The sequence below is a fragment of the Mesorhizobium sp. LSHC412B00 genome (assembly GCF_000503035.1).
GTDB lineage: Bacteria > Pseudomonadota > Alphaproteobacteria > Rhizobiales > Rhizobiaceae > Mesorhizobium.
This window is the reverse complement of sequence record NZ_AYWB01000026.1, coordinates 42,675-54,839: the sequence shown is the minus strand read 5'-3', so window position 1 is coordinate 54,839 and position 12,165 is coordinate 42,675. Positions and strand designations below refer to the sequence as shown.

Below are 12,165 nucleotides of genomic sequence, written 5' to 3'. Positions count from 1 at the left end.
GGGCGGAAGAAGCCATAGAACAGACGCTGACTTTCTTCCGGCTGCCGCGTCAGCATCACAAGCACCTCAAGTCCACCAACATGCTTGAACGGCTCAACGAGGAAATCCGCCGGCGCACCTATGTCGTGCGCATCTTCCCCAACACCGAAAGCTGCCTGCGCCTGGTCAGGGCGTTGGCCGTCGAGACCAATGAAAACTGGATGGAGGCCAACCGATACATCAACATGGACGACCTGCGCGAGCACAAGAAGCTCGCTCTGCGCCAAGCCGCATGACCAGCATCATGGCTGCCCCATTTTGCAGAACTTGACGCACACAACCTCAATTTCTATACGCAGGACGCCAAAATGGGTCTGCACCAGGATCGCGACGAAGCCGATTTCTCGGCCCCAGTGGTCTCGGTGTCACTTGGCGACGATTGCCTGTTCCGGGTCGGCCAAGTGACGGGCAGGGGGGCCACACGCGACGGCGGTACCAAATCGTTCCGCCTGAAAAGCGGCGACGTCGTCGTGCTCGGCGGCGAAGGCCGGCTCTGCTTCCACGGCGTCGGCCGCATCTATCCGTCGACCTCGGCGCTGCTGAAAAATGGCGGCCGGATCAATCTGACGCTGCGGCGGGTCAACCGTACCCTGGAGCAGTAGAGGTATTCTTCGACTTACTGTTTGTTAAAGTATAGGTGCGACACAAAGGAATGTTCTCAAAAAGATTGGGGCCGTTCCTATGGCTTCCTCTGAAATCGTGCAAAGTCCTTCGCATGTGGACCGGTTTCCCGCATGGCTCGCGCGTGAGGGCCGCCGCAGCGCAATGATCTTCGCATTTGTCGTGTTGACCTTTCTCATCGCGACAATCAGGGGCGATTCGATCCTGCCCCATATTGTTGAATATACCGGTCGAATTGTGCGCTTTTTGCCTTTGCTGGGCTCTATCCTTGTTGCCGTGGTTGGTTCCTGCGCGCTCGTTCAGGGTCGCCATGGGTCACCAGTCAGCATCGCGGTCGCTTCCCTCGGAGGCATGTCGAATACCCTTGCGCGGGGTTTCTGCGCTAGCGTCGTGTTGGCTCTCTTCATGGCGGCATTCCTCTACAACAAAATGATGATTCCGATTGTCGCCCCCTTCCAGTGGGACGAAACTTTCTCCCACTGGGATGCAAATCTCCTGGGTGGGAATCAGGCGTGGCAAATCATTCAGCCGGTCGTCGGCATGCCTTGGGTAACTCGCCTGTTGGACATAGTGTACACTCTGTGGATGCTGCTGGTGTTCTTGTTCTGGGTGGGGTTGCTTGTCAGTCCGCGCGTGCCTGAGCGGATCCGCCTTCGCTACTGGCGGGCGACGGTCATTTCGTGGATCCTGATCGGCCTGGTCATAGCAACGTTGTTCTCCTCGGCAGGACCTTGTTACTTTGCGGAAATGGTGCCGGGCGCACCCTCGCCATATGCCGATCTGATGCGCTATCTCGACGAGGTTGCCTCGATCTATCCGCTGTCGTCATCCTTGACACAGGATTTTCTTTGGGAGGTCTATACTGGCCGTGTCGATTTGCCCGGTGGCATTTCGGCCATGCCCAGCATGCACAACGCGCAGGCGGCGCTGTTTGTGGCTGTCGCGTACTCAATTGATCGCAGGTTCGGTCACGCCATGCTGGCCTTTGGCGTCTTGTTGTTCTTCGGCTCGATTCACCTCGGGTGGCACTATGCCGTGGACGGAATTGTCGGCATTGCCGCGGCGCTCGCCATCTGGTGGGGCTGTGGCAAATTGGGGCTGGCGAATGACGACGCTTTCTTGAGCGAGCGCGTCCTCGCACAGCACTAACCGATTCTACAGATTTTCCTTATAAAGTGCCCGGGCATTGCAACGTCGGCTCGGGACAATGACAAAGAGCAGTGTGGTTTTCCGTCAGTTGTGGGCAGTCATCAAACAAGCGATCCCGCTGATTCGCCGGGATTCAGGCGTTTATCTGTTCATCGTCGTCTACACATTGGCCGGACTGGTTTTTCTGTATGCAATAGGCGCGGCCGACCGCAGCGCGTATTCGATATATTTCGGGCGGTGGATATTGTTGAACGGCCTGATGCTGCCGACCTTCGCCATTATTGTTGACATAAGCCTGCTTATACATCGCACCGACATCAGGCGCCGTCTGGCGGCGAAATATGTGTTCTCGACATCGCGGCTGGCATATTCGCTCTCGGGTCTATGCCTCCTCATGGCGCTCATGATCTTTCAAGGCACATTCACCTCGGTGAAGAACGGAATGCCGGTCTGGCAGGACGGCTTTCCATTTGACGTGCTGCATGCCGACATCGATGCGTTCCTGCATTTCGGCGCCGATCCGTGGCGCTGGCTCTATCTGGTGGCCAAAAACGATTTCGTGCGGGCTGCCATCGAGTGGAATTACAACGTATTCTGGTTTGTCCTCAATTTTGGCGCCTTGTTCTTCGTCGCGACATCGCCCCGGACGGCGTCGGTTCGAACGCGCTATGTCATCTGCTTCATGGTGGTTTGGATCGTCGTCGGCAACATATTGGCTGGACTGTTCCTGTCGGCTGGTCCGGCGTTTTACGGGATGGTCACGGGCGACACGGCGCGGTTTGGCGAACAGCTCGCATTCTTGGCCCGCGGCGCCGAATCCTCCAATTCCGCTGTTTCCTACCAGCAATATTTGTGGAGGCTTCATGAGGCCAGGCAGACCGGTTTCGCGTCAGGCATTTCGGCCTTTCCCAGCGTGCATGTCGGCTTGGCGATGCTCAACGCACTTTTTGCATGGGAGTACAATCGCCGTCTCGGCGCTGTAGCGTTTGTCTATGTGGCCTTTGTTGCCGTCAGCTCGGTTTATCTGGCGTGGCACTATGCAATCGACGGCTATGCCGCAGCTGCTGTCTCGGTGATTGTCTATGTCGCGGCGCGCAAACTCGTCCCGGCCGACCGGCGCTATGTCCGGCGACCGGCGCAGGATACGCAATCGGCCGATATCGCGACCAGCCCGGAGGCGGCGGTCACAGTTTCCTGAGCGCCACTTCCTCGACCAAATGATTGGCGCCCTTGCGCAGGATGAGGTCGGCGCGCGCCCGTGTCGGCACGATGTTCTCGCGCAGGTTTTTCAGGTTGATGTTGGCCCACAAGCCTTCCGCAATGGCGCGCGCGGCGTCTTCCGAAAGCTGCGAATAGCGGTGGAAGAAGGAGTCCGGATTGCGGAAGGCCGTCTCGCGCAGCCGCATGAAGCGGGCGATGTACCATTGGTGGATCAGCTTTTCGTCGGCGTCGATATAAATTGCGAAATCGAAGAAATCCGACAGGAACGGCACTATCTTGCCGTCCTTCGGCAATTTGCCGGGCTGCAGAACGTTGATGCCTTCGAAGATCAGAATGTCGGGCCGGTCGATGGTGACGAACTCGCCGGGAATGACGTCATAGGTCAAATGCGAATAGACGGGCGCGCGGACATTGCGCTGCGCCGACTTGATGCCCGAGAGGAAACGCAGCAGCGCACCGACATCGTAGCTGTCGGGAAAGCCCTTGCGCTCCATCAGATTGTCGCGTCGCAACACCTTGTTGGGTAAGAGAAAACCGTCGGTGGTGATGAGATCGACCTTGGGGCTCGACGGCCAGCGCGCCAGAAGCTCCTTCAGCACGCGCGCCGTGGTCGATTTGCCGACCGCAACCGAACCGGCAATGCCGATGATGAACGGTGTCTTGACCACATCCAGCGCGTTGAAGAAGGCCTGGCGCTGGCGAAACAGCAACTGGCTGGCCTCGACATGCGCCGAAAGCAGCCGCGAGAGCGACAGATAGATGCGCTTGACTTCTTCCAGGTCGACCGGATCGTTCAGTGAGCGCAGACGGTTGATCTCGTCTTCGCCCAGCGTCATCGGCGTGTCGGCGCGGAAGTTCGACCATTGCTCGGCCGAGAAGAAACGATAGGGGGAATATTTCTCGGTCGGAGCGAGCTGGTCCATCGAGTTTCCTGCCCTCTAGAGCATGAGGCCGAAAAGTGTGAAGCGGTTTTCGGGCGACATCATGCTCCCTCTATCAATTTAGAGACGGATTCAGATTTAAGGCCTCGGCCCGAAATCATCCGGCTCTCGCGGTCAGCCTTTCGGCCGGGATGCCTTTTCAGTGACGCCCGAACGGCCGGTACGGCCCTCAAGCTCCTTCAGCACCTCGCCCAGCGAAACGCCGGCCATGCCAAGCACGACGAGCCAATGATATATGAGATCGGCACTTTCGGAAACGAGGGCATTTTTGTCGCCCTTGACGGCGGCAATGACGGTCTCGACTGCCTCTTCACCAAGCTTCTGCGCCGCCTTGTCGATGCCTTTGGCGAACAGTTTTGCCGTCCACGAGTCCGGGTCGCCGGAACGGGCGCGTTCGCCAATGATCGTTTCCAGATCGGACAGCGAAAATTCAGCCATGGCGCAGCCTACAGCCTTTGTGGAGTGGATTGAACCGGATAGTCCAGGCGCATCGGCAGCCCGGCCTCGGCCATATGCGCCTTGGCTTCCGTAATCGTGTAAGTGCCGAAATGGAAGATCGAGGCGGCGAGCACGGCGCCGGCATGGCCGTCGCGAATGCCCTCGACCAGATGGTCGAGCGTGCCGACGCCGCCCGACGCGATGACTGGCACGCGAACCGCATCGGCTATCGCGCGGGTCAGCGCAATGTCGTAGCCGGCCTTGGTGCCGTCACGGTCCATCGAGGTCAAAAGAATCTCGCCAGCGCCGCGATCAACCATTTTTCGCGCGAACTCGACCGCATCGATGCCGGTCTTTTCACGGCCGCCATGGGTGAAGATCTCCCAGCGGCCGGGCTCTTTCGGCGCCGACACCTTCTTGGCGTCGATGGCCACGACAATACACTGGTTGCCGAACTTGTCGGCGGCTTCCGCGACGAAATCGGGGTTCTTCACCGCCGCAGTGTTGATCGACACCTTGTCGGCGCCGGCCAGCAACAGTTTGCGGATATCGGCCACCTGGCGCACGCCGCCGCCGACGGTCAGCGGCATGAAGCATTGTTCGGCGGTGCGGGCGACGACGTCGAAGATGGTTTCACGGTTGTCGGACGACGCGGTGATATCGAGAAAGCAAAGCTCGTCAGCGCCGGCCGCGTCATAGGCTTTGGCCGCCTCGACCGGATCACCGGCATCGATGAGGTCGACGAAATTGACGCCCTTGACGACGCGGCCGTTCTTGACGTCGAGGCAAGGGATGACTCGGGCCTTCAGCATCAGCCCTTCTCCATCGTCGCCAGCAACTCGCTGAGCAGTTCGCCGACCAGCGGCGGAACCTCGGCCTGCGCATCGAACGCCGGATCGTAGGCGGAAATGGTGATGCCGGAAATCGGCAGCAGGCCGGCCATGCCGCAGACAGCCTGACGCAGCTGTTTCGGCTCCGGGCCGCCGGGCGTGGTGTAGCGGTTGACCTGCAGCGCCCCGGGGTCGTGCACGTCGAGATCGAGATGCAGGTGCACCCGCTTCGCATCCGGCGCCTTCAGCCTGCCGCTCGCCGTCGCCCAGTCCGGGCATTCGGTGCGGATGACCGGCAACGTCTTCAACAGCTCTGTTTCGGCCGGATCGAGATCGCGCGCGTTGACCAGCACGCAGCGCGCCGGATCGATCGGCTTGAAGCCGGGGATGGCCGAGGCCATCGGCTTCCAGCACAGGCCGAGAACCGTGGCCAGCGCCATGCCGTCGAGAAAGCCGAAGATGGACGTCTCCGGCGTGTTGAGATCGCCATGCTGGTCGGCCCAGATGATCGCATCGGCATCCTCGCCGGCAACCGCACCGGCCGATGTCAGACAATTGCCGGCCAGCACGATGGGAAGCCGGCCGCGGTCTATGGCGATGCGGACCTCGCCGGAGACGGCGCCGCACACGGCAAAGCCGGTGGCGATCTCGCGCTGCTGTTCGTCGCCAACCCTGCCGATATCGGTGACGACGACGTCATGCCCGGAGAGCGTCAGCGCGTCGACCAGCCCGCCGGCGACGAGTGCATCCGGGCCTCGGCCCATGCCGCCGTGATAGTGGCCGCTGTCATAGGAGGCCAGGATGATGGAGATCTTCAAGATCGGGCCTCCATAGCCTTGCCCTGCAGCACCGCAAGCGCCTCGGCCGGATCGATGCGCCCGTCATAGAGCGCGCGGCCGGAGATGGCGCCTTCGAGTTTCTTTGCGTCGGGCATGGTCATGCGCACGATGTCGGCGATCGAGGCCAGCCCGCCCGAGGCGATGACCGGGATCGACACCGCGTCGGCGAGATCGATCGTGGCAGCCCAGTTGATGCCGGTCAGAACGCCGTCGCGGTCGATATCGGTGTAGATGATGGCGGCAACGCCGGCGCCTTCGAATTTCTGCGCCAGTTCGATGACGCCGAGGCTGGAGGCCTCGGCCCAGCCTTCGACCGCCACCTTGCCGCCCTTGGCGTCGATGCCCACGGCGATCTTTCCAGGAAATTCCTTGCAGGCTTCCCGGACCAGGTCGGGATCGCGCACCGCCACCGTGCCGAGGATGACCCGGGCCAGCCCGCGGTCGAGCCAGTCCTCGATCTGCGCCAGCGTGCGGATGCCGCCGCCGAGCTGCACCGGGTTTTTCGTCGCCTTGAGGATGGCGCCGACCGCCGCGCTGTTGACGCTTTGGCCTTTGAACGCGCCATTGAGGTCGACGACGTGCAGCCAATCAAAACCCTGGTCCTCGAAGGCCTTGGCCTGGGCCGCCGGATCGTCATTGTAGACGGTCGCGGTCGCCATATCGCCGTGCTTCAGCCGCACGCACTTGCCGTCCTTGAGGTCGATGGCGGGAAACAGGATCACCGTTCAGACCCCTTCCACAATGGCGAAATGCGAGGTCGAATAAGCGCGCCGGAATTTCAGCGCTGCCTGGTATTCGGGGGAATGGAAGCAAGCCAGCGCGATCTCGTAGCTTTCGAACTCGACGATCACATGGCGATTGCCGGATGGCCCTTCCGGGCTTGACGACTGACCGCCTCGCGTCAGGAATTTCGCGCCGTATTTGTCGAACGCCGCTTTGTTTGCGGCGATGTATTTTGGATAGTTTTCCGGATCGGTCACATCGACCATCGCCATCCAGTAGCCCTTCTTGCTCATCTCAAGGCCTCCAGCGCAGGAAATTGGTGATCAGTGCCAGGCCGAGCGCCTGGCTCTTTTCCGGATGGAATTGCGTGCCGGCAAGGTTGCCGCGCGCGACCGCCGCCGTTACCGGGCCGCCATAATCGGCGACGGCCAGCACCTCGTCCGGCCTTGTCGCGTCGAGATGATAGGAATGAACGAAATAGGCGTGCAGACCCTTGGGTCCGGTTGCAATGCCGGAAAACAGCGGATGCTTGCGCTCCAGATCGATGGTGTTCCAGCCGATTTGCGGGATCTTCAGCGCCGGATCGGCGGGCGTGATCTCCTTGACGTCGCCGGCAATCCAGCCGAAGCCCTTGGTCACGGTCTTTTCCAGGCCGCGCTCCGACATCAGCTGCATGCCGACGCAGATGCCGAGGAACGGCCGCGCCTTGGCGATCGCTACCTCTTCCACCGCTTCCCACATGCCGGCGACGCCGCGCAGGCCCGCCGCGCAATCGGCATAGGCGCCGACGCCGGGCAAAACGATGCGGTCGGCGCTGCGCACACGCTCGGCATCGGCGGTCAGCTCGATGGCAGCGGCAATGCCGGCTTCATGCGCGGCGCGCTCGAAGGCCTTGGTGGCCGAGCGCAGATTGCCCGACCCGTAATCGATGATGGCGACCCGCATCTCAGGCTTTTCCCGGCGTATGGCTCAGGCCCAGCGTCAGCCCGATCTGAGCCGGCCGGGCCAGGCTGGCGTCCGGCACGATGCGCGGCAGCGGCGCCGGCTCATCGGCAAGCGCCTCGGCATCCAGCGTCAGGCGAATGTCGGCATCGTCAGGATTGTCGGCTTCGATGACGCCCCATTCATGCCAGCCGCGGCGGCGAAGGGCTGCGAGCCGCAACCCTTGGCCTTCCAGCCCGATATAGAGCAAGACCAGTAAAGACAGTGCGGAGCCGGCCCAGTCCAGTCCCAGCCATTGGCCGAGCACCGAGATAAGCCCCATGGCGACGAAGGCGAGCGCGGCCTCGATCCAAAGCCGGTGCCAGGCGAGCCACAGCGGCGCCACCAGGAAAGCCAGCCAGGAAAAACCGTCGCGGACAAAAATGGGTGCGTCGGCCGCCTCGGTGCGGCCTGGCGGTTCCATCACGACATAGATGGCCATCAGCCTACCCTTTCAGAGATCCCTTGGTGGAGGGAACCGCTTCCGGCTGGCGCGGGTCGCGCTCCAGTGCGAAACGCAGCGCGCGCGCCACCGCCTTGAAGCAGGTCTCGGCAATATGGTGATTGTTGGCGCCGTAATGGTTGGTGACATGCAGCGTGATGCCGGCATTCTGCGCCAGCGCCTGGAAGAATTCACGCACCAGTTCGGTGTCGAACGTGCCGATCTTGGGCGACGAGAAGGCGACATTCCAGACCAGGAACGGACGGCCCGACACGTCGATCGCGGCCCGCGTCAGCGTCTCGTCCATGGCAAGGTCGACAGAGGCATAGCGCATGATGCCGCGCCGCTCGCCCAGCGCCTTGGCCAGCGCCTGGCCGATCGCAATGCCGGTGTCCTCGACCGTGTGGTGGTCGTCAATGTGCAGGTCGCCCTTCGCCTTCACCGTCATGTCGATCAGCGAGTGGCGCGACAGCTGGTCCAGCATATGGTCGAAGAAGCCGACGCCGCTCGACATGTCGGATTTTCCGGTGCCGTCGACATGGACCGAGACACTGATCTCGGTTTCCTTGGTCTTGCGGCTGACTTCGGCGGAACGGGACGCCATGACCTTGTCCTTGGCTGAGGGGTTCGAAACTCAAGACGGGGTTCCAAGCTGTCATTTGCTTGAAAACGAAAGCCTTCTAGCAGCATGATCCGGCGATTGCCAGTTGCGATGCGGACAGCCACCGGCCATGGCGGACGCCGTTTGCAATCACCCGCCCCATGCATACATATGGCCGATCGAAATCACTCGTACCGCGCGCCAATCGCCTTATCGGGATCGCGCGAATCGGAGCTAAAAATGTCGAATGAACTGAGCATGCACGCCACGACCATCGTGACGGTGCGCAAGGGCAACAAGGTGGTGATCGCCGGCGACGGCCAGGTCAGCCTTGGCCAGACCATCATGAAAGGCAACGCCAAAAAGGTGCGCCGCATCGGCAAAGGCGGCAATGTCATTGCGGGTTTCGCCGGCGCCACGGCGGATGCTTTCACCCTTCTGGAGCGGCTGGAAGCCAAGCTCGAACAATATCCCGACCAGTTGACGCGCGCCTGCGTCGAGCTCGCCAAGGACTGGCGCACCGACCGTTATCTGCGCCGGCTGGAAGCAATGATGCTGGTGGCCGACAAGTCGGTTTCGCTGGCGCTCACCGGCACCGGCGACGTGCTGGAGCCCGAATTCGGCGTCATGGCCATCGGTTCCGGCGGCAACTATGCGCTGGCCGCTGCCCGCGCGCTGATGGACAGCGACAAGGATGCCGAGGAGATCGCCCGCAAGGCGATGCAGATCGCCTCCGACATTTGCGTCTACACCAACAACAACTTCGTTGTCGAAACGCTCGATGCCGGCTAACCCGCCGGTGCTCTATGATTTTCGACCGGTTACCGAAAAAGACCTGCCGATGATCGCCGGCTGGCTGGCCGAGCCGCATGTCGCCGAATGGTGGGACGATCCGGAGACGGAAATCGCCGAAATCCGGGAGCACATTGACTCTATTTCTGTAGAGCCGCTGATCGTCGAGCTCGACGGCAGGCCGATCGCCTATCTGCAGAGCTACGATCCGCATCTGGAAGAGGACCATCCCTATGCCGACCAGCCGTTCGGCACGCTCGGCATCGACCTGTCGATCGGCGTGCCTGACCTGGTTGGCAAAGGTCATGGCTCGGCGATCGTCAGGCAATTCGTCGAGCAACTGTTCGAGGAAGGCGCGCCGCGCGTCATAATCGATCCGCATCCCGGCAATGGCCGTGCCATCCGCGCCTATGAAAAGGCCGGATTCCGCGTCATTGATCGCAGGCACTCTAGATATGGCGACGCCGTGCTGATGGCTGTCGATGGCAAAGAGAGCGACGTGGAAGAAGGGGAATGAGTTGATGGCGACACCGGGCACTGCCAAAAATTACTCGGCCTACGAAGACAGCTGGCGCATGGGGCTTCTGCTCGTGCTCGCTCTGCTCATCTTCCAGGCCGGTGCGCTTTACGGCATGGGCCGCACGCCGATCTGCACCTGCGGTTACGTCAAACTCTGGCACGGTGTGGTGAACAGTTCGGAGAATTCCCAGCATATTTCCGACTGGTACACCTTCTCGCACATCATCCACGGCTTCCTGTTCTACGCCTTGGCCTGGTTCCTGTTCCCGCGCTCGCCAATCGGTCTGCGCCTGGCTTTCGCCGTCGTCATCGAGAGCGGCTGGGAACTCCTGGAAAACAGCCCGTTCATCATCGAGCGCTACCGCGCCGGCACCATTTCGCTGGATTACTATGGCGATAGCATCATCAATTCGGTGTCCGACACGCTGGCCATGGTGCTGGGGTTTGTGATGGCCAGAAAGCTACCTATATGGGTGGTCGTCGGCCTCGCCCTCATCTTCGAACTGGGTGTCGGCTACCTCATCCGGGACAATCTGACGCTCAACGTGATCATGCTGCTGCATCCGTTCGAGTCCATCAAGCAGTGGCAAAGTGGAATTCAGTGATATGACCACCTTCTCTCCCCGTGAAATCGTTTCGGAACTCGACCGCTTCATCATCGGCCAGAAGGACGCCAAGCGCGCCGTGGCCATTGCCTTGCGCAACCGCTGGCGCCGCCAGCAGCTGGAAGGCCAGATGCGCGAAGAGGTGATGCCGAAGAACATCCTGATGATCGGCCCGACCGGCGTCGGCAAGACCGAGATCTCGCGCCGCCTGGCGCGACTCGCCGGTGCGCCCTTCGTCAAGGTCGAGGCCACCAAGTTCACCGAAGTCGGCTATGTCGGCCGCGATGTCGAGCAGATCATCCGCGACCTGGTCGAGATCGCCATCAGCCTGGTGCGCGAGAAGATGCGCGAGGACGTGAAGGCGCGCGCGCACCTCAATGCCGAGGAGCGCGTGCTGGAAGCCCTGGTCGGCAAGACGGCGAGCCCGGCGACCCGCGATTCCTTCCGCAAGAAGCTGCGCGACGGCGAGCTCGACGACAAGGAGATCGAGATCGAGGTTGCCGACACCGGCACCGGCGGCATGCCCGGCTTCGAGATCCCCGGCATGCCGGGCGCTAATATCGGCGTGCTCAACATCAACGACATGCTGTCGAAGGCGATGGGTGGCAAGAAGACCAAGGCGCGCAAGACGACGGTCAAGGAATCCTACGCGCTGCTGGTCAACGACGAGTCCGACAAGCTGCTCGACCAGGACGAGGTGGTGCGCCGGGCGCTCGACGCGACCGAAAATGACGGCATCGTCTTCCTCGACGAGATCGACAAGATCGCCTCGCGCGAAGGTGGCATGGGCGCCGGCGTTTCACGCGAAGGCGTGCAGCGCGACCTGCTGCCGCTGATCGAAGGCACGACGGTGGCGACCAAATATGGACCGTTGAAGACCGACCACATCCTGTTCATCGCCTCGGGCGCCTTCCATGTCTCCAAGCCGTCCGACCTGTTGCCGGAATTGCAGGGCCGCCTGCCGATCCGTGTCGAGTTGCGGGCGCTGGAGAAGGACGATTTCATTCGCATCCTCACCGAGACCGAGGCCAGCCTCATCAAGCAGTATATCGCGCTGATGAAGACCGAAGGCGTCGACCTCACCTTCACCGACGATGCCATCGATTCGCTGGCCGGCATCGCTGTCGACCTCAACGCTAGCGTCGAAAACATCGGAGCGAGACGCCTGCAGACGGTGATGGAGCGCGTGCTGGACGAGATCTCCTACGACGCGCCCGACCGCAACGGCACCAGCGTCGCCATCGATGCCGCCTATGTGGAAAAGCATGTCGGCGACCTCTCGCGAAACACAGATTTGTCGCGATTCATCCTTTAAACGAGGGCGCCGGTTCATCCGGCGCCGGTATTAGAGCGCCGCGCGTCCTTTGGACGCGCAAAGGTCGCTCTAACAGTATTGAATCGACGCATCGGACTTTCCAAAAATC

16 protein-coding genes and 1 pseudogene are annotated in these 12,165 nt (G+C 61.4%); 8 read left to right on the top strand and 9 right to left on the bottom strand.

The window, feature by feature from the left end:
• From X757_RS137225 to X757_RS137240, 4 genes and pseudogenes are all read left to right on the top strand, one after another.
• On the top strand, positions 1-275 hold a 275-nt coding region (locus tag X757_RS137225; protein ID WP_023727859.1), incomplete at its 5' end, for an IS256 family transposase.
• 6 nt (positions 276-281) lie between these two features.
• Positions 282-641: pseudogene (locus X757_RS137230) on the top strand (alpha-ketoglutarate-dependent dioxygenase AlkB); the annotation flags it as partial.
• 79 nt (positions 642-720) lie between these two features.
• Positions 721-1,809: a phosphatase PAP2 family protein gene (locus X757_RS137235; protein ID WP_081725589.1), complete on the top strand. Its 1,089-nt coding sequence runs from the start codon at positions 721-723 to the stop codon at positions 1,807-1,809.
• A 58-nt stretch (positions 1,810-1,867) separates the two neighbouring features.
• Positions 1,868-3,007 carry a phosphatase PAP2 family protein gene (locus X757_RS137240; protein ID WP_023694619.1) on the top strand — a complete coding sequence of 380 codons (1,140 nt, stop codon included), beginning with the start codon at positions 1,868-1,870 and terminating at the stop codon, positions 3,005-3,007.
• Here X757_RS137240 and coaA read toward each other — a convergent pair.
• The 9 genes from coaA to hisB form a co-directional block, all read right to left on the bottom strand.
• Positions 2,994-3,953 carry a type I pantothenate kinase gene (coaA, locus tag X757_RS137245; protein ID WP_023672313.1) on the bottom strand — a complete coding sequence of 320 codons (960 nt, stop codon included), beginning with the start codon at positions 3,951-3,953 and terminating at the stop codon, positions 2,994-2,996. The genes X757_RS137240 and coaA overlap by 14 nt on opposite strands.
• Before the next feature lie 132 nt (positions 3,954-4,085).
• Complete coding sequence (locus tag X757_RS137250; protein WP_023672314.1) at positions 4,086-4,409, bottom strand: phosphoribosyl-ATP diphosphatase; 324 nt, start codon at positions 4,407-4,409, stop codon at positions 4,086-4,088.
• 8 nt (positions 4,410-4,417) lie between these two features.
• A complete protein-coding gene (gene hisF / locus X757_RS137255; protein ID WP_031251675.1) occupies positions 4,418-5,224 on the bottom strand; it encodes an imidazole glycerol phosphate synthase subunit HisF in 807 nt (268 codons plus the stop codon).
• Positions 5,221-6,057: an arginase family protein gene (locus X757_RS137260; protein WP_023727856.1), complete on the bottom strand. Its 837-nt coding sequence runs from the start codon at positions 6,055-6,057 to the stop codon at positions 5,221-5,223. The genes hisF and X757_RS137260 overlap by 4 nt, the downstream gene beginning before the upstream one ends.
• A complete protein-coding gene (gene hisA / locus X757_RS137265; RefSeq protein WP_023727855.1) occupies positions 6,054-6,800 on the bottom strand; it encodes a 1-(5-phosphoribosyl)-5-[(5-phosphoribosylamino)methylideneamino]imidazole-4-carboxamide isomerase in 747 nt (248 codons plus the stop codon). The genes X757_RS137260 and hisA overlap by 4 nt, the downstream gene beginning before the upstream one ends.
• 3 nt (positions 6,801-6,803) lie before the next feature.
• Entirely contained in the window at positions 6,804-7,094 is a 291-nt protein-coding gene (locus tag X757_RS137270; RefSeq protein WP_023681412.1) for a DUF1330 domain-containing protein, read from the bottom strand.
• A gap of 1 nt (position 7,095) precedes the next feature.
• Positions 7,096-7,746, bottom strand: a complete 651-nt coding sequence (gene hisH / locus X757_RS137275) for an imidazole glycerol phosphate synthase subunit HisH (protein WP_023681413.1) — start codon at positions 7,744-7,746, stop codon at positions 7,096-7,098.
• A gap of 1 nt (position 7,747) precedes the next feature.
• Positions 7,748-8,224 (bottom strand): DUF2628 domain-containing protein, encoded by a 477-nt coding sequence (locus X757_RS137280; RefSeq protein WP_023727854.1) that lies wholly within the window; start codon positions 8,222-8,224, stop codon positions 7,748-7,750.
• Between the two features lie 4 nt (positions 8,225-8,228).
• On the bottom strand, positions 8,229-8,828 hold the full coding sequence (hisB, locus tag X757_RS137285) for an imidazoleglycerol-phosphate dehydratase HisB (RefSeq protein WP_023727853.1): 600 nt from the start codon (positions 8,826-8,828) through the stop codon (positions 8,229-8,231).
• 237 nt (positions 8,829-9,065) lie between these two features.
• Between hisB and hslV the strand changes: the two genes are divergently transcribed.
• From hslV to hslU, 4 genes are read left to right on the top strand one after another with little or no spacing between them, the layout of a single operon-like run.
• The gene (gene hslV / locus X757_RS137290; protein WP_023672322.1) at positions 9,066-9,617 is read left to right on the top strand and encodes an ATP-dependent protease subunit HslV; all 552 of its coding nucleotides are present in this window, start codon (positions 9,066-9,068) and stop codon (positions 9,615-9,617) included.
• Complete coding sequence (locus X757_RS137295; protein ID WP_023727852.1) at positions 9,607-10,134, top strand: GNAT family N-acetyltransferase; 528 nt, start codon at positions 9,607-9,609, stop codon at positions 10,132-10,134. The genes hslV and X757_RS137295 overlap by 11 nt, the downstream gene beginning before the upstream one ends.
• A gap of 4 nt (positions 10,135-10,138) precedes the next feature.
• Complete coding sequence (locus tag X757_RS137300; protein WP_023727851.1) at positions 10,139-10,741, top strand: DUF2585 domain-containing protein; 603 nt, start codon at positions 10,139-10,141, stop codon at positions 10,739-10,741.
• A 1-nt stretch (position 10,742) separates the two neighbouring features.
• Positions 10,743-12,056, top strand: a complete 1,314-nt coding sequence (hslU, locus tag X757_RS137305) for an ATP-dependent protease ATPase subunit HslU (RefSeq protein ID WP_023727850.1) — start codon at positions 10,743-10,745, stop codon at positions 12,054-12,056.
• The last annotated feature ends 109 nt before the right edge of the window (positions 12,057-12,165 follow it).